General features: G+C 41.8%; 16 protein-coding genes. 4 read left to right on the top strand and 12 right to left on the bottom strand.

Translation table 11 applies throughout. From position 1 onward, the window contains the following. Positions 1 to 31: 31 nt before the first annotated feature. A complete protein-coding gene (locus J3P37_RS05285; protein WP_305121123.1) occupies positions 32 to 1,171 on the bottom strand; it encodes a putative sensor domain DACNV-containing protein in 1,140 nt (379 codons plus the stop codon). Positions 1,172 to 1,339: 168 nt separating this feature from the next. On the opposite strand from J3P37_RS05285, the gene proB reads away from it, so the two are divergent. Then, complete coding sequence (proB, locus tag J3P37_RS05290; RefSeq protein ID WP_256009988.1) at positions 1,340 to 2,428, top strand: glutamate 5-kinase; 1,089 nt, start codon at positions 1,340 to 1,342, stop codon at positions 2,426 to 2,428. A gap of 1 nt (position 2,429) precedes the next feature. Continuing rightward, positions 2,430 to 3,680 (top strand): glutamate-5-semialdehyde dehydrogenase, encoded by a 1,251-nt coding sequence (locus J3P37_RS05295; protein ID WP_256009989.1) that lies wholly within the window; start codon positions 2,430 to 2,432, stop codon positions 3,678 to 3,680. Positions 3,681 to 3,795: 115 nt separating this feature from the next. Here J3P37_RS05295 and J3P37_RS05300 read toward each other — a convergent pair whose 3' ends face one another. Continuing rightward, positions 3,796 to 4,350: a DUF6580 family putative transport protein gene (locus tag J3P37_RS05300; RefSeq protein WP_256009991.1), complete on the bottom strand. Its 555-nt coding sequence runs from the start codon at positions 4,348 to 4,350 to the stop codon at positions 3,796 to 3,798. Positions 4,351 to 4,805: 455 nt separating this feature from the next. Then, on the bottom strand, positions 4,806 to 6,371 hold the full coding sequence (locus tag J3P37_RS05305) for a malate:quinone oxidoreductase (RefSeq protein WP_256009993.1): 1,566 nt from the start codon (positions 6,369 to 6,371) through the stop codon (positions 4,806 to 4,808). 195 nt (positions 6,372 to 6,566) lie between these two features. Between J3P37_RS05305 and J3P37_RS05310 the strand changes: the two genes are divergently transcribed. Beyond that, positions 6,567 to 7,160 carry a DUF4202 domain-containing protein gene (locus J3P37_RS05310; protein ID WP_256009995.1) on the top strand — a complete coding sequence of 198 codons (594 nt, stop codon included), beginning with the start codon at positions 6,567 to 6,569 and terminating at the stop codon, positions 7,158 to 7,160. Between the two features lie 237 nt (positions 7,161 to 7,397). Beyond that, positions 7,398 to 7,520 carry a hypothetical protein gene (locus tag J3P37_RS05315; protein WP_256009997.1) on the top strand — a complete coding sequence of 41 codons (123 nt, stop codon included), beginning with the start codon at positions 7,398 to 7,400 and terminating at the stop codon, positions 7,518 to 7,520. A gap of 4 nt (positions 7,521 to 7,524) precedes the next feature. Here the strand turns inward: J3P37_RS05315 and J3P37_RS05320 are convergent, their stop codons facing one another. The 9 genes from J3P37_RS05320 to J3P37_RS05360 form a co-directional block, all read right to left on the bottom strand. Continuing rightward, entirely contained in the window at positions 7,525 to 8,913 is a 1,389-nt protein-coding gene (locus tag J3P37_RS05320; RefSeq protein ID WP_256009998.1) for an undecaprenyl-phosphate glucose phosphotransferase, read from the bottom strand. A gap of 251 nt (positions 8,914 to 9,164) precedes the next feature. Then, the gene (locus tag J3P37_RS05325; protein ID WP_256009999.1) at positions 9,165 to 9,914 is read right to left on the bottom strand and encodes a WecB/TagA/CpsF family glycosyltransferase; all 750 of its coding nucleotides are present in this window, start codon (positions 9,912 to 9,914) and stop codon (positions 9,165 to 9,167) included. A gap of 32 nt (positions 9,915 to 9,946) precedes the next feature. Further along, positions 9,947 to 11,143 carry a glycosyltransferase family 4 protein gene (locus J3P37_RS05330; RefSeq protein ID WP_256010000.1) on the bottom strand — a complete coding sequence of 399 codons (1,197 nt, stop codon included), beginning with the start codon at positions 11,141 to 11,143 and terminating at the stop codon, positions 9,947 to 9,949. 59 nt (positions 11,144 to 11,202) lie between these two features. Next, positions 11,203 to 12,105: a sugar transferase gene (locus J3P37_RS05335; RefSeq protein WP_256010001.1), complete on the bottom strand. Its 903-nt coding sequence runs from the start codon at positions 12,103 to 12,105 to the stop codon at positions 11,203 to 11,205. Between the two features lie 25 nt (positions 12,106 to 12,130). Continuing rightward, positions 12,131 to 12,967, bottom strand: a complete 837-nt coding sequence (locus J3P37_RS05340) for a glycosyltransferase family 2 protein (protein ID WP_256010002.1) — start codon at positions 12,965 to 12,967, stop codon at positions 12,131 to 12,133. Positions 12,968 to 12,992: 25 nt separating this feature from the next. Continuing rightward, on the bottom strand, positions 12,993 to 14,051 hold the full coding sequence (locus J3P37_RS05345; protein ID WP_256010004.1) for a hypothetical protein: 1,059 nt from the start codon (positions 14,049 to 14,051) through the stop codon (positions 12,993 to 12,995). 51 nt (positions 14,052 to 14,102) lie between these two features. Continuing rightward, entirely contained in the window at positions 14,103 to 15,380 is a 1,278-nt protein-coding gene (locus tag J3P37_RS05350) for an O-antigen ligase family protein (RefSeq protein WP_256010005.1), read from the bottom strand. A 131-nt stretch (positions 15,381 to 15,511) separates the two neighbouring features. After that, the gene (locus J3P37_RS05355) at positions 15,512 to 16,483 is read right to left on the bottom strand and encodes a GT-D fold domain-containing protein (protein WP_256010006.1); all 972 of its coding nucleotides are present in this window, start codon (positions 16,481 to 16,483) and stop codon (positions 15,512 to 15,514) included. 21 nt (positions 16,484 to 16,504) lie between these two features. Continuing rightward, entirely contained in the window at positions 16,505 to 17,407 is a 903-nt protein-coding gene (locus J3P37_RS05360; protein ID WP_256010007.1) for a glycosyltransferase family 2 protein, read from the bottom strand. Between the last annotated feature and the right edge of the window lie 43 nt (positions 17,408 to 17,450).

Raw genomic sequence — 17,450 nt, forward strand, 5'->3', positions numbered from 1 at the left:
TGATTGTTGACCTTGCTACTATTTAAAATAACTATAACAATAGTGAATCAACCCTGTGCGCATGCACCATTCCTTCGCATGGCGACCATGCAAATATGGTGAACTTGCCGTCCTGGGAAGCTACCAGGGCAATAGAATCCCTCTGGTCGTGCACGAACTGGGCGGCTGAAAGATGCCTGGTTCCGCCGTTCTGACTGGGATGTATTACAGAGGCTTCACCTCCAATAATAGGTTCTGTGGTAATAACCTGCTCTATTTGCTGGCTGCCTTTTGCACGCTGGATCTTTGCTCCGAAAGCGAGAAGCTCATGTTTATTTGTCATGATGGTGGCCCCGTCTACCGCTGTGAGCCCGGCCATATGTTCGATTTCCCGGTTGAGAGCATTCTGCCATAGAGTTTTATCGCTTTCTTGTTCGCTCTTCTGAACCAGCTCGCTGAGGCCGCTAAAGGGCGGCTCCACCGGATAAGATATGGGATGAACGATGGAGCCTCGCCATTTGTCTGAATCGGGTGGGACGATCAGTAATGTTCCCCCGCGCCCATGCGCGCGCATCGAGGCTGCCAGTTGTACAAGGACGTTCACCGAATCGGTCCATGGAGTAGATGAAGTGAGGCCCAAAAGGGAAGTCAAAAGATCCGGGCAGTCAGGTATGTCTGCAGTCTCTTCCAGAACAATTTTTACCTGGTCACCTTCAAGGATTGCTACATTTACAAACTTTCCAAAGCCTCCTTTTCGCCGGTGCTTTACTACTAAAAGGCCCGGCTCAAAAACCTCGAGAATAAAACACAATGGCGGAACAGAGCGGGTTGTTCCCCATAAATATAATTCATCATTTTCCTGCCAGACACCAATATGAATGCCGGCTCGTTCGACCCCCGGCGCAATTTTTTTAAGTACCCGTGACCTCAGGGGCAGCCGGCGTTCGAATATAAGTGGAGAGCCAGCTTTCTCAGGAGGAAGGAATGCCAGGGATATTTTGGGCGAATGCCCCTCTTCTTTAAGAAGACTTGCCCAAAAACCTGCATCTATGATAGCCTCAATAGTCTTCACATCGGGTTGAGGCGCCGGATCAAGGCCTACTGACTCTTTAAGACCCTCGAGATGATTTAGAAAATGCGTTGCAACTGCTGCCGATACTGTGCGTGCAGCCTGATAAGCTGATTCAGGCATAATAATATTTTGTAAAGCTAAAATAGGGAAATATTAACAGGCAACGATCTGTTAATGTGAATAGCTGCTGGGAGCCAGCAATTTTGTGATTTTAATTACCTCCATTTTACATTTCAAGTCACGGCTGGAGTTTCTCATTAGCCAATTTTGTTTAATTTTACCTGTCTTATGTCCTTATCGTATAATCGTATAGTAATTAAAATAGGTTCCAATGTATTAACAAAGGAAAACGGCCTGCCGGATCTTGAACGAATAGCACATTTGGTGGAGCAGATTTCAGCAATAAAAAAGCAGGGTAAGGAAGTGATCCTGGTGTCGTCAGGGGCTGTTGCTTCGGGCAGAAGCGTACTTAGTGTATCTGACAAGTTTGATGCAGTGGCTACCAGGCAGCTTTTTGCTTCGATAGGGCAGGTGAAGCTGATCAATACCTATTCTGCTTTATTTGAAAAGCAGGGACTCATTTGTGCGCAGGTGCTTGTTACCAAAGAAGATTTTCGTGACAGGCTTCATTACCTGAACATGAAGAACTGTTTCAGCATCTTATTCCAGCATAACGTTATTCCTGTGGTAAACGAAAATGATGTTATTTCGGTCACAGAGTTAATGTTCACTGACAACGACGAACTGGCTGGTTTGATAGCGTCTATGTTAAATGCAGATGCTTTGATAATTCTTTCAAATGTAAACGGCATTTATAACGGTGATCCGAAGAATCCGGAATCAAAAGTGATAGAGGAAATCGGCGATTCAGTAACTGGATTCTCATCATTTATATCAGCTCAAAAATCTCAGTTTGGCCGGGGCGGCATGATGACTAAGTTCCATATGGCGCATAAGGTGGCCCAGTTAGGTATAGCGGTACATATAGCCAATGGTAAAACGGAGAATATTTTGCTCAAGCTTTTGAAAGAAGAAGTGGTAAACACCCGCTTCATTCCAACCCGGAATGCTTCAAACAAAAAACGCTGGATAGCTCACTCTGAGAATTATGCAAAAGGTATTGTAAAAATAAATGAAGGGGCCAAAGCAGCGCTCAACTCTTCAAAAGCAAGTAGTCTGCTTCCCGTAGGGGTGACAGCTATTATTGAAGAATTTCAAAAGGGCGACATCATTAAGCTCGTTGATGAAAAAGAGAAACTTGTGGGCCTGGGCATCGCCGAATATGGTTCCGACAAAGCTGCCGAACGCTTAGGGCAGAGCAAGCAAAAAGCGTTGGTTCATTATGATTATTTATTTTTAAATCCTGACACCTATTAAGATGGATCTTACAACAATCTTTCAAAATACTCAAAAAGCAAGCAGGGCGCTTGCTATATTAAGTGCAGACCGTATTAACGCTATATTAATTGATCTTGCCAGAGCCGCTGTTGCGAATGCTCCCATGCTTATAGCCGAAAATGAAAAAGATCTGGCCAGGATGGATTCTTCAGATCCAAAGTTTGACAGGCTGAAACTTAGCGAAAGCCGTATTTCGGATATTGCAAAAGATATCGAAAACGTCGCCCGTCTTGATTCGCCTTTAGGCCGGCTATTGCTTGAAAAGGAACTCGCAAACGGGCTAAACCTTAAAAAAGTAAGTGTACCTCTGGGCGTGGTGGGGGTTATTTATGAGGCCCGGCCGAATGTTACCTTCGATGTTTTTGCTTTATGCTTAAAAACGGGAAATGCTTCTGTTTTGAAGGGTGGGAGCGATGCTTCTTATTCAAACGAGGCTATTATTGCATTGATCCACGATGTGCTGAAAAAACATGGGGTGGATGTAAATTCAGCTACCTTATTGCCTTCGGACAGGAAAGCTACCGAGGCCCTGTTGACGGCTATAGAATATGTGGATGTAATTATTCCACGGGGTAGTCAGCAACTGATCAACTTTGTGCGCCAGAATGCAAAAGTTCCTGTAATTGAGACCGGCGCTGGGATAGTTCATACATATGTAGATGCTAATGCCAGCCTTGAGAAGGGAAGGGCTATTATCAATAACTCAAAGACTCGCAGGGTAAGTGTGTGTAATTCCCTGGATTGCCTCCTTGTTAATCAAAATCAGCTTGTTAATCTCAGGCAACTTGTGGCACCACTCGTTGAATCAAATGTGCAGCTTTTTGCGGATGCGCGTTCTCATGCAGTGCTTAAAGGAAGCTATCCTCAAGAGCTTTTAAGCGAGGCAAGGGAAGAACATTTTGGTACCGAGTTTCTCGATTATAAAATGGCTATCAAGACAGTTGATAGCCTGGACGAAGCGCTTGATCATATCGCCGGCCACAGCTCTAAACACAGCGAAGCGATTATATCGGAAGATGAACAAAATATTGAGCGGTTTTTGAATTCAGTAGATGCTGCAGCGGTTTACGCCAATAGTTCGACTGCATTTACGGATGGGGCACAGTTTGGCCTTGGCGCAGAGATTGGTATCAGCACCCAAAAGCTTCATGCCCGCGGCCCGATGGGCCTCGAAGAACTGACAAGTTATAAGTGGATTGTGAGAGGGAACGGACAGGTAAGACCGGCGTAAATTAAATAATTAACTTTACGTGCTCCTACATAACTTCTGATAAGAACCGCCTTAAAAACAAAAGCCTTTGCAAAAATACTTTGCAAAGGCTTTAACGAGGCAATAATGTCTTTATTTAGTTATTCGTTGCTGTGTCTCTTACATGAATACTAGCAAGAGACGGGAAACGTTTTTCGAGGAAATAAAAACCTCCAAACAATAACACTCCGTAAATAACATCAGCAATCAGCATATTTCTTAAGAAAGGTAATCCCATGATATACGACTCAACAATACCATGAACGTTACGTGGGTACCATGAGTAAAGGAAAGCAAAATTGGTGATCAGAAAGAACACTACAGCTCCTGCAATAGAAGCCAATGCTATGTTAGCCGGGTTTACCTTATTTCTGATAAAAACGCCGCAGGCCACCATGGCTACAAAGCCTGTATAAACCGCCAGGTTAAAACCATTTCCTATAAATACATCCGACAAAGCCATCGCCGCCAGAGGTATTATAAAGGCCAGACTCTTGTTGTTAAATTGTGAACCCGCAAATATGGCCAGTGCGCCAACCGCAGTGAAATTCCAGATATTAGGTAGCAGTAATGGAAGGGCACGGGTAGCCGCAGCAACCACAACCAGTAAGCATAACACTAAAAAACGAGTAGATTGCACTTGTTTGATCATAATACAAAATTAAAAAAAAACTCTATTGTTTAAGCTATTTTCTAAATATTAGTCAGTAAAGGTGGATCAGGAGATATCTAAATTTGCCTTCTTTGAGCTGCTACCTTGGTCCAGTCCACTATCGGGAGAAAAACGAGGGAAAGCTAAGCCCCCGGAGATTTCACAAAAAAAACAAAACAAATCGGGGCTTAAGTGTTTTATAATTAATTGACAGCTAAATGTTTATATCATGTATGTTGTCAATCTCAGACTGCCTAATTTAAAACAATATAAACTATGAAAACAACTACTTTTGTATCCGGCGTTGCAAGGTTTGTGGTTCTGATTGAACTGCTTGCTCTATTATTGGCGGTCTTTTTAGGAATACAACTCCTATCCAGATAAGATCATTCCCAACAAAAAAGGCGCTATATGAAATAGCGCCCTTTAAACGTTTAATATTATCAGTCTGGATTTTACAAGGCCACCTCGGCCTCATGTTCCTTGTTTAACTTAAGAACATCTCCGGTCCAGGTACGGATCTCTTTACAAAGCTCCGGATTGGTACTTAGTGGTTTTCCATGAGAAGGAACCATTTGTTTGATCTTTTCCTGCCATTCCTCTGAACTGAATTTTTCTTTAAAACAGCGTTGAAGCAGGTTGAGCATGATCGAGATTGCTGTTGAGGCTCCAGGAGAAGCTCCTAACAAGGCTGCAATGGAGCCATCGGCAGCACTGACTACCTCTGTGCCGAATTCGAGGATTCCCCCATGTTTTTCGTCTTTTTTGATCACTTGAACACGTTGTCCTGCTATTTCCAGCTCCCAGTCCTCCATTTTCGCTTCAGGGAAATATTCACGTAAAGCTTCAACTCGCTCTTCAGGCGATTGTCTCACTTGTTCGATAAGGTATTTAGTCAGAGCCATATTGTCAAGCCCTGCAGCAAGCATGGGCCTGATATTGCTGATCTTAACTGATTTGAAGAGGTCAAGAGCAGAGCCTTCTTTTAAGAATTTTGTAGTGAATCCGGCGTAAGGACCAAAAAGCAATGCTTTTTTGCCGTTAATAAAGCGTGAATCCAAATGAGGAACAGACATAGGAGGAGAGCCTACAGAAGCCTTCCCATATACTTTTGAATGATGTTTTTCTATAATAGCCGGATTGGTGCATTTGAGCCACTGCCCGCTTACCGGAAAACCTCCATATCCCTTACCCTCCGGAATGCCCGACTTGATAAGCAATGGTAAAGATCCACCTCCCGCTCCGATGAACACAAACTTAGCCTTCACCATAGTTTTTTCACCGGAAGTTAGGTTCTTCATTTTTAGGTTCCAAACGCCATTTTTATCCTGCTTCAATTTTTCAACTTCTTCATTGAAATACAGGTTAACTCCAGACATGGCCTTTAGTTGCTTAAACATGCAGCGCGTAAGTGAACCGAAGTTTACATCAGTTCCGATAAGCATCCTGGTAGCGGCAACTTTAGTCAAGGGATCGCGTCCCTCCATTACCAGGGGAATCCATTCCTTAAGTTCTTCTATATTATCAGAAAATTCCATCCCTTTGAATAAAGGGTTTTGAGTTAATGCAGCATAACGTTTCCTAAGAAAATCAACGTTTTCATTCCCCCATACAAAACTAATATGGGGAATAGATTTGATGAACGTTTCCGGTTTATCCAAAACACCTTTATCCACCAGGTAAGACCAGAATTGTCTTGACTCTTCAAACGACTCGGCAACTTTTATTGCCTTGCTGATATTAATTGATCCGTTTTCCAGTTCAGGAGTATAGTTAAGTTCACAGAAAGCTGCATGCCCGGTACCCGCATTATTCCATGCATCCGAGCTTTCTGCTGCCGCAACGTCGAGTCTTTCGTAAATATCAATCTTAACAGCAGGATCGAGTTCTTTAAGCATCACGCCAAGAGTAGCGCTCATAATACCAGCCCCAATCAATACCACATCCGGGCCGTCGTGAGAAATTTTATCGTGTTTCTTTGTCATTGTTGTTTTTTGAGCTTTCAAAGCTTGTATAAACAAATACCGTGCGCTTTTATCAGGAATGTAAAAGGTATAGCATGTATTTGTAATATCATCATTCTTCGCATAATCTGATTAATACATCTACAGAATATTCCCCAGTTAAATATGACTGGGTGCGGAGCCGCAAAGATAAAAAAGTATTATTATTGTTTTTGAAAATAAGCCGGTAGATTTATAAAAGAACAGACAAAAATGGCACAAAACAGACTATTAAACGCTTTCGAACTCTTCGATGCATACAATAAAAAGGATCCTAATAAAATTACATGGGAGGGAGTGCTTTATCCGGCCGAATACTTCTATGCCATAAAGCTTTACGACTGGGTTCAGAAACTTCAGCCTGAAGCTGGTGAAGCACTTTTACTGGCTTCCCGCTGTCAGCATATCGGCAGATGGGAAGTGCCCCGCGATACCTACCCTCAAAACAAGGCAGGTTACCTGAACTGGAGGTCTAATTTAGGACGCTACCATGCCCAGAAAGCAGCACAATTGCTTTTTGAAGCAGGCTATTCAGAAACCGAGATTGAAGAAGTAAAGACTATTGTTTTAAAACAGCAGATCAAGACTGATCCGCGTGTGCAGACAATAGAAGATGCCTTGTGCCTGGTTTTTCTTGAGTTTCAATATGAGGAGTTTATTGGAAAACACGAAGATGCAAAGGTGGTCAGGATACTTCAGAAAACCTGGGCGAAAATGAGCGAAGCCGGACATCATGCCGCTCTAGGACTTAAATATTCTGATAAAGGTTTCAGTCTGATTAAAGAAGCGCTGGGACTTACTGAGTAGTTTGCAGTAATTGTCGAGAGCACACGCGGCACGTGTGCGCTAGTATACGTTTACTTGCTGGCGTACGCGTGCCGTGTGTGTCGTGTTCTCTGTGACAAAATCACTGAGAAATTAATTCTCGAATTTGTGTATACTTGTTAAGCTTTTTAAACAGCTCTACTATATGATACTTAAGAAGAAAAAAAATGTAACCAGAGTTTTCCTTTTCCGTACAAGCAAGTATCTATTTAAAACACTATGTATCTAATCACATCGCCAATGTTCAGCTTTCTTTCTGTCTTATTGATCTTAAGTCTTATCTATATGGTGTATACTGTAGTGTATGCAAAACCGGTTGATAAAGACGATGAAGATTTTTAGCTGATCAGTACGCGCTTTCTTCTCCCTTTAGCATGTTAATTATAGTTAAAAAAACTATTTTAACATCAAGCATTGCCGACCAGTTCTCCAGGTACCAGATGTCGTGCTCGACACGTTTTTCCATCAGCTCCAGATTTATGGTCTCGCCTCTGAATCCATTTACCTGCGCCCATCCGGTGATCCCGGGTTTCAGGTAATGTCTCACCATATACTTATCGATAATTGCACGATATTGTTCAGTATGTTTTAGCATATGGGGACGTGGACCAACAACGCTCATATTACCCAGTAATACATTAAAAAACTGGGGCAGCTCATCCAGGCTTGTTTTTCGCATGAAGCGTCCGATACGGGTTACACGGTCGTCATTTTTAGTAGCTTGCTTCGCATCACTGTCCTTGTTCATTTTCATGCTTCTAAACTTGTAGCACCAGAACATTTCATTGTTCCGGCCGCTCCTTAGTTGCTTGAACAATACGGGACCAGGACTTTGCAGCTTAATGATGATAGCCAGGATAGGGTATAACCAGCTCAAAACAAAAATGATCACTGCTGAACTGAACAAAATGTCGGCCAGGCGCTTGCGAAAGCGGCTATGCATTTGCTCCAGCGGCTCTTTCCGCATACTGATCACCGGGAACTCTCCCATATAATTGATAGTAAAAGGAGAAGCTATTGATTGGCTGAAGTCGGGCACGAATTTTAATCGCACACACTGACGTTCTGCCTCCTGCATCAGGCTTCCGGCTTCCGACAACTTATCGGCTGTAAGTGAGACATAGACTTCTTTGATGCCATTATCTGCAGCTCTTTTTATCTGTTCGCAGGCCGCGGGGAGCAATTGTCCATTGTTATCTACAAACATATAGTCGTCCTGATCAAGGAAACCTTCAAAGTTATAGTGTGTGTCTTTTTCAAAGAAGGTAGCTAATCTGAGGCTTGTATTGTTCCTGCCCATAACAGCAACGGGCTTTCTTATTTTGAAATGTTTACTCAGTATATTCTCAATTACAGTAAGTAAAAACCGGCTGATCAGGAGATTAACTGCAAAAAATGTATAAAATAAACCGAGGAACACCCTTGAGATCTGCTGGTCTTTGGAAAAGGAAAGGAAAAATACCCAAAACACCATATGTAAGAACATACTTTTCCAGCTCGCCCGGTACACATTTTCCAGACTCATGATAGTCTTTTTCGAGTACAGTGTGAGCATATTAGAACTCAGCAGCCATAAAATATTAATATTGATCAGATATTGACGATAATGATCAAAAAACAGGGCTTTGTCCAGATTATTGCCCATGTAAAAGGCAAGAAAAAAAGAAAAATTGAGTATAAGTAAATCAGTGCCTCCTAACAAGAGGCGCAGAGAGTATAGGTAGCGACTTTGCATAATAATTCCTTGTTAGGTAAAAAGTTTAACAATTTTGATTTAAAGCCTAAGCTTCAACCGGGATGTTATAGCTTACCTCACTTCGGAATCGCGACTGATAGTTGAGTAAATAGTTTGCTTTTCATAGATGTAGATTTTAAAAGTAGATGTTCGAATACAGGTAGAATAAGGTAGATAGAGTATTTTATTTTTTTCGTTATTTCATAAATAAAATGTTATCATTTTGTTTTGTTTTTTGCCAAAAGTATACATTATTTCTGGATTTGTTGAAATTTCTTATTTACCAGGATGTATGCAAATAGCGGGCCATAATATAAATATCTTTTCCACATTCGCTTCGGTTCGTTAAAAAGTCGAACAAACCATTCCAATCCCATCTTTATCCAGAACTGGTGAGGCCTTTTTACGGTTCCTGCATAAAAATCAAAGACAGCACCAATAGAACATATAATCGTTGCATTGAGGCTGGCCTTATGCGCATGCGCCCATTTCTCCTGTTTAGGAGCAGTCATTCCTACAAATAGGACATCGGGTGAAAATCTGTTCACCATTTCAATCATACGGTTGTTGTCTGCTTCTGTGAATTCTTTCTTAAAGGGCGGCGAATATGATCCCACGCTGATTCCAGGGTATTCTTTATTTACCCTTGCTTTGATTTTTTCAAGGGTGCTTTCTGAGGCCCCAAGATAAAAACAGCTGCCTTTCTCTCTGTCTAATTTTTCCAGAAGATGTTTGTGAAGATCTGCCCCGGCAATCTTTTGAATACTCCGGCCCGTAAGAAATTTAGACGCCAAAGTGATCCCTATACCGTCGGGCAGTAAGATATCCGACTCTGCCAGAGCTTTTTTGAAGGCATCGTCTTTTTTAGTTACAATATATGAGTATTGATTGATCGTATTGATCAGTGTTTTTTTGCTTAAATCAAGCTGCTCTAGTCCTTGATTATATACAGGAAAGTCTAACACTTCAGTTTGAGCCTTATTTGTAATATCTTGTTTCATATGTAATCGTTTTTATCATTGATAATTGAAATTTAAGCCACAGGACGGGCGTATTCCTCCTCCTTATGTACATGGCGGGCTTTAATAATAGCTGAATTATAAATAGCCAATTGCGTGCTCAGGTTAATATTAGGAGTATATTTATCTTCATAAGTTTCCCGGGCATTAAAAAAGAAATTGTCCTTCGACTCCAGCGAGTTCCAGTGGTCCAGCTTATCTCTCAGGTCATTGTGATTGCCTGCTTCAAAGAATAATCCATTATGGTGATCCTTGATCAATGTTTCCATGGCGCCCAGTTTACTTGAAATTACAGGGGTACCCGTCGAAAAGGCTTCATGAATGGTCATGGGCATGCCCTCATACCACATAGAAGGGAAGATGAGTGCTGTCGATCTTTTTAAGATGCTGATGATCTGATTGTTTGATCTTAATCCGAGGTATTTGATGTTGGGATTTTCTTTTTCCGCTTTTAGAACTTTTCCCTTAAGTGGGCCGTCTCCGATGATCTGTAACTGGTGCTCTGTACCCGCAAAAGCCTTTAGTAAAACCTCTATACCCTTATCCTGAGTTAGGCGGCCGACATATAGAAATTGCGTGCTCCGGTTTTTTAGGTTGTAACCTTTATCTTCTACGAAGTTTGGTTTAACACTTATCTGGTCGGCCCTGAGGTTTAATGCCGAATTCAAAAAGAGGTTGCGGGCAAAGGGGGTGAGGGCAATATACTGGTCTACGGCGTTCCATGTTTTAAGCAACTTGTGAAAGTATACCGTAAAAGCCAGCCAGAATGTTTGGACAGCTGAGTTTCTGTAAACTTTGTTTACTACGGCTTTCCATGGGAAACCGGGTTTTAAACTTTCCTCAAAGATACGTCCTTTATGAAATAAGGTACCCGAAGGACATAGAAGGCGGTAATTGTGCAGCGTGAGCACCAGGGGAACTCCCAGTTTTTTTACCACCCGGATAAGGAGGGGAGAGCCGCCAAAATACCAGTTATGAATGTGTACAACATCTGGCTTATGTTGAATGATCAGCTTTTTCAAGCGGGCAGCAGCGCTGAAGTTCCAGGGTGCCAGTAAGAACTTCAATGCTGTTTTGAATTTGTTGCCGCCATTACTGAAGCTTACTTTATGTATGTCGGTATGCGACGACAAAAGTTCATACTCATTGTGGAAGACTGAATCTTCACCGCCTCGTTCGGTGTAGGCCGTATGCACAAAAAGTATTTTCATGTCAGCGTTTTTATGCTTGGAGATATATACTTCCATTTATTAAGGGCGGAGAATTAGTATTAATTAAACAGATAGCCCATGGCTTTATATTTAAGCCTGGTTAAAATGCTGTATCTGCTCACAAATTGTTTTATAATAGCCGGGCTGATCGACACTTCCCCATTAAAATGGAAGTTGTCTTTATTCGATCCGTCCAATTCTGTTGCAAAACGGGATTTCATTACCGCGCTGGTGTGCGTTGCTGCGGTACCGAAACCGATATTTTGAATCTTGGATATTACCGGGAATGCGGTGAATGTTTTTGTTTTGAACTGGTGGTAACACCATCGGATTGCCCAGGAATTTATTTTGCCGTTCATCTGGCGAATCAGCATTCCTGACAGGTCGCTTCCCATACGGTTAAAATCTTTTTGAATTCGCGTGCTTTTCGAAAATTCATGATAATCAGACACTGTCCAGTCAACATGTTCCCATCTGTCGCGCCAGGTAGCCCATCCCCAGGAGGAGGCTCTTTGTGTAAAATAGTTGTCGAAATGATACTGCGACGGCAGATTTATCGGGAAGGAATAACCTGAAATCGAAAATACCTTATGATTATCCCTGTAAAATCTCAGAGAGTCGTTCATATAACTAAGAAAGTTCGTGCTGGTGATCAGGTCGTCTTCCAGCACAATGGCAGCTTCGTGAACTTTAAGGACATCAGTCACCCCCTCAATAATGGAGCGGGCAAGGCCTTTATTTTTTTCGGCTTTAATAACAGATACGGTTTTAAAACCGCTGATGGTCTTAAGGTAAGCTCTCACATCCAGGATATCCTGTTCATCAGAGGGCTTTCCGGCAGCGTCCGAGTAAATATACAGATCGGTTGAGCCGGCCAGAAAGTTTTTACTGAGGTGTTCTACTGTCTCTTTTAAATGATCAAGCCTCTTATAACAAAATAATATAACGGGGTAATAATCCATAAATAACCTTTAAAAACGTGAAGATTTACTTTTTAAAAGTCGTCCAGATTACCGGGAAAAAGGTTTTAAGCCATAACTTGCAAAAAGCGGCCGGGTAATACAGCGGAAAGTGGTATTTGATAAAACCCAGGTATTCGTGATAGGCGAGACCTTTGGGGCTCATCAAATACTTTATGCGGTCTTTCAGGGAAACATCCGATGTTTTCCAGTTTTTACCGTGGTCATGAATACAGGTGCCCAGAAAACCAGGGGCTGTCACCACTTTAAAGCCTGCTTTCTTAGCTTTTAGGGTATAGTCGTAATCTGCTATTCCATGCGTAAATGAGTCGGACAGGATACCAATTTTCCGCACTACTTCCGCGGGAACCAGCATGATGTTGGCGTTTCCCAGGTCGCAGTCGAGAAAGTCACTGTCGCTATGGATGGTCTGGCTTTTAAGGAACAGGCGAGACCGTAACTTCTTTCCACCGTAGGTGATCTTCCCGTTTTCATCACAGGTAGCGCCAACACAAATTGCCGGCGATGCACTGTTTTCGTTGTATTGTAACAAGGTGGTTAACGCGCCGTCTTTCAAAACGGTGTCATCATTCAGAAGCAGGTAATAGTCGTAATCGCCAGCAAGTGCTTTTCTCCAGGAATTGCGCATGCCCCCTGCCCAAAACAAGGATCCGGTTCCATGATATACATGTACTGCCGGATAATGAAATTTAACGGCCTCTGCAGTCCTGTCAGCCGATCCATCATCTGTAAGGTGAATATCAAAGCTAACGTTGGCGGGTAGTTTTTGCCGATATATACTGTTCAGGCAGCTTAGTGTCTTTTGTTTTCGGTTAAAGGTGGTGAGTAAAATTCCAAGTTTCATAGTAAGCAGATTTATGAGCGGCAGGTCATCCAACCGGCCTCAGTTTGAAATTTACATTCTTTATTTTTTTGATAATTGCCTTATAGCAGCTTGTGGTATAGTAGTTAAACTGACGCACAACAGGCAGGGCAGGAATCCCGGCAAAATCTTTCAGGCGTTCAACAAATTCGGTTGAAGGCATATCTTGTCCATAGTCCTTGCATTCATTGATCAGGTAATTATACATACCTGCGATGCCATAGGTTTTTTCCGCCGGCAAATGCCAAATGGTAAGGTCTACATCCTCAGGCTTCACGTTTCTATAAAATAGGGGATTTGTCCATATTCTTTTAATAAACGAATTATCCTGGGAGGCATGAAGCCCATTTTTATAGTACAGGTAACTCAGAGTATGGGCCTCTTCGTTCAGCTTCTTTAAACCCAGAGCATGTCTTTCAAGTAGTTTAGGCCATAGCTCCTGGAAATCGGCAAAAATCTTTTTTATGTTCTCTACGCTGCATAGGAGGAATTCGCCAAGGTGGTAGGAAGGGATATCGTTAACGGGCTTTTCCAGCAGCTCCTCGAACAGGGTCTTCATCTCCAGTCGCGATAAGCCATTAATGTCGTAATTAACCGGGCTATCAATTTCAAACGATATAAATCCATTCTTCTCTGCCTCAGCGAACAAACGCTGAGCCGGTTTGATAAATACGCAGTCAGAATCCAGGATCAGGTATTTATGATCTGCGTTTGGATTGTTTTGCGAGATATGCTCGAGAATAGAAAACTCGTAGAACTGATTTTGAAATAGTCCATAATATCCCTTAGGTGTTTTGTATTTGAAATCCGTGTGAATTATTTCAACTTCCAGATCTGCTAATATATCTCTTACGGACCTTCCGTCTATTTTCGGCAGATGTTGGACGTTCGTAAAAAGCACATGCTTTTCATTTCTGTTGAAACGCTTGCTGGTGATGAAAAAAACAATCAGGCAGCGCCAGTAAATATTTTGATGAGCCTGGCTGGAAGACTTTTGGCCAGACTGCGGAAATAAACTTTCTTCGCCTTTTTTATCGGCGCATAGCCAGGTACAGATGTGATTCATAGGATACGTTTTACAGTTAATCTTTTGTTTTATTGTTAAATTATTGACGAATCAATCTTCCTTAAGGATTAATTCGTCTGAGCCTTTTTCATAGTAATAAACCATATCTTTCTTCTCCAGGTAATAAAGGCACATGCCTACATGACCCCAAAAAATAAGAGGTAACGTATAATTAAAGGAGAATAGTAACCCACTGATACAAAAAGGTATTAGCACTACGGCTTCTTTCCGCAGGTTTTTACTGAATGCCTTATAGATCAGGTAGAACAGGAATGAATATTTTAACAGCAAGCCGGCGATCCCATGGTAGAACAGGATTTCAATAAATCCCTGGTGAAAGTGGTGCCCAGTGCCCGATTCCCACCAGTCTACATAGGGGTTTTCCATCTGATAGCCTTCAAACGTCCATCCCATAAACGGTTTCTCAACGATATAACCCAGATAGATAGCAGTTTGTTCTAAACGAAAACCACCTGTGCTCCCTTCTTTGGCCGGATTGAGAATCTCACTGAACCTGTCTGAAAAAAAACTAACCAGTTCAGGAGACGTGCTTGATATGATTGTAACGGCAAAAAGCAGCATAGAAACGCTTATAACAAGGAAAGCGCTCAATCCACTCATTGCCTTTCTATTAGTTCTAACCAGTAAAATGAAAAACACAAGAGATGCGAAGATTGCGCAACTCCACACAGATCTGTGTTGATGGATTACAATAATTGTAAAGCACAGCACAAACAGAAAAAATGCATTTGCTCTTTGCGTGGTAATGAATCTATGCAGATACCATAAGAATGGAATAATCATCATGTAAATAGAATGAGCATGTATTATTCTGCTGTCGCCGGAGAAAGGTCCTGTATTATAGGACGTAAAACTCAAACTGAAGGAAAACTCGTGTCCAAAAAGGGCCATGAACACCAGGTACATGATCAGGTAAAAGCCCGCTACGAATTCTAGTATATCGGCATTCAGCTTTCTGAAAAGACTCTTTATGAAAATAGTATAGATCACGGGGAAGATCACCGTAAAGACCTCGAAGTATTTGAAAGGAGCCTTAAAGTAGGTCAATGATTCAAATACGAGTTTGGCCATCAAAATAGTAAATAAGCCGACAAAGATCTTTTCGGATACTTTCAGACTCTTAAAGTCGGTTAAAACATATGCATAGATTCCAATGCAAATAGCCTTAACAGTAACATTGTTAAGGTAAGCATTTTGGGTAAAGATCCATGATAAGCATTGCTCAAAGAAAAGGTAACAAAAGAAGATCGTCAAAAATTCTTTGAGGTATATACGATAGTTAAATAGTTTTACTGATGATCTCAACATGTAAATAATTAAATATAATTACCAATAGCAAAGTCGTGGGCCGTCATGCCGAATTCTTTCGGCATCTCTTGAGTATGTATGAAGCCCTTGCTTCAACAAGAGATCCTGAAACAAGTTCAGGATGACGAGGGTTACCAATAGCATCCACCTTCAATACTTTTAATACCTTGTGGAGTTTCGGTACTTTGTGGCCTGGTCCAGTGCTCGTTCATCATTGATGCAACGATCTGGTGTTCCTTTTTTTCTTCCCACCTTTTTCCCTTTATTCCGAAAAGAGTTTGGGTTGCTCCGCCCAGATGAACAGCTTTTTTACCCAATCTTTTTACATAAGCAGCAAGCGGAAAACCATACGCACCACAACCAATGATGGCAACATCAAAGTCGGTAGCTGTTATCTGCTCTTTCATATGATCCAGTGCCTCAAACCAGTCCTTGAATCCTGTCTCGTTATTAGCAATGGATTGTATAGCTCTTATTGTTTTCAATTCAAATTGTGGAAGTATGTTTTCATTAGGGAACAACTTGTCCCTCTTTTTGTACTGTTCTTTAATGCTTTGTACAAAGGGATGAATAACCAGAACTTTTTTGCCTTCAAGGGCGGCGCTCCAGGGTCTTTCATGATTGTAGGGTTCCAGGTCGAACAAGCTTATTTTTTCGGCCCGGGCCAGCTCTTTCTCAAATAATCGTTCATGCCACAGCCATGATCCGAGTATATCAACCTGCTTCATATCCTGGATCATCATCTCAGCAAACTTTTCAAGCATCTGTGGGGTAGAGGGAAAAAAGCCGGCATTGTTAGCCATCAGATTAATGGTGTTTTTGTCCCACCAGAAGGCTTCTGATTTAAATTTAATGTAGTTAACGAAATTTGCTTTATGGTTTTTTACACTCACGTAATTGGCGATACATGAAAGCTCCACAGCGCCTAGCCGTGCTACCATTAAAGGCCTGGAGGCCCGCAGTTTTTGTTCAATCAGAGATCCGGCCGCCTGGTCTGGATAAAAGGGTTTGTCGGTAGCAATGGTGTTTTCGGCAAAGAGTTTGCCGTAAACCTTTCTAGCTAACTTAAGAGCGTATATGGTAGGGGTATTTATCGCAATCATTTTAGTAAAAATTACCCGAACTTACTCGGCCAGTTGAAAGTTGAATCCATCCCTCACCGCTTTTCCGATGGCTGAAACATGTTTCGGAAAATCTGCAAAGGTTTTTTTTCTTAAAGAAAGTTTTACCACGGCTCCAACCCGTTTAACATTGCTGAATAAAGCTCTCGACACGGTGATAAAAGGGTTGCCAAACTTACGGTCTATGATTATCTGATTCCGGATCTGGTAATAAAGCTTCCAGTCTACGGATATACCCATTGCCGGATTATTTATCTTTTTGGTCATGATGGCACTTTTAACAAATCCCACTTTAAACCCTGCATTGAATACCCGGGCCGAATAATCTGTATCGTCATACAGAATAAAATACCTTTTATCTGCGAATCCTACTTTTTCAATTACGTGCCGGGAAAACATAGGGCCTTCAAAGGGAAAGGACACGATCTGTTTGATCTTCTCGTCTCTGAAGTCGGAAGACCGGATGGGGTTTATAGCTTCTGGTTTGAAAGGGTTGCTGAAATTGAATTTAGAACCGTAACGCCATTCAGAATCCGAGTTGTAAAATTTCCTGTCGGGTTGGAGAACATCGAACTCGTTATGATGTTCAGCATTCGAGCTTAACATCTCTTCCAGGCAAGTGATCAGTGGCTCCACATCATCATCCATCATCCAGATCCAGTCGTAACCTTTGTTGTAGGCTTCTTTCATTCCCCTGTAAAATCCCAGAGCGCCTCCGCCATTTTCCTGTTTGATCACATGAAGGTCGGATTGTGTGTTTAACCACTCTTCAGTACCGTCGGTACTGCTATTATTGATTACGAATATAGCATCTAATTTATAAGTCTGGTGTCTTAGGGCCTCAATACAATCTTTTAATAAGGCGAGTCGATTGTATGTTACCACAACAGCGGCGATAGTTTTCATAGGCATTTTCTATTTAATATTTTGGTAGATGAATTAAAAGTTC

This window comes from Desertivirga xinjiangensis (assembly GCF_024436435.1).
In the GTDB taxonomy this organism is placed as follows: Bacteria; Bacteroidota; Bacteroidia; order Sphingobacteriales; family Sphingobacteriaceae; genus Desertivirga; species Desertivirga xinjiangensis.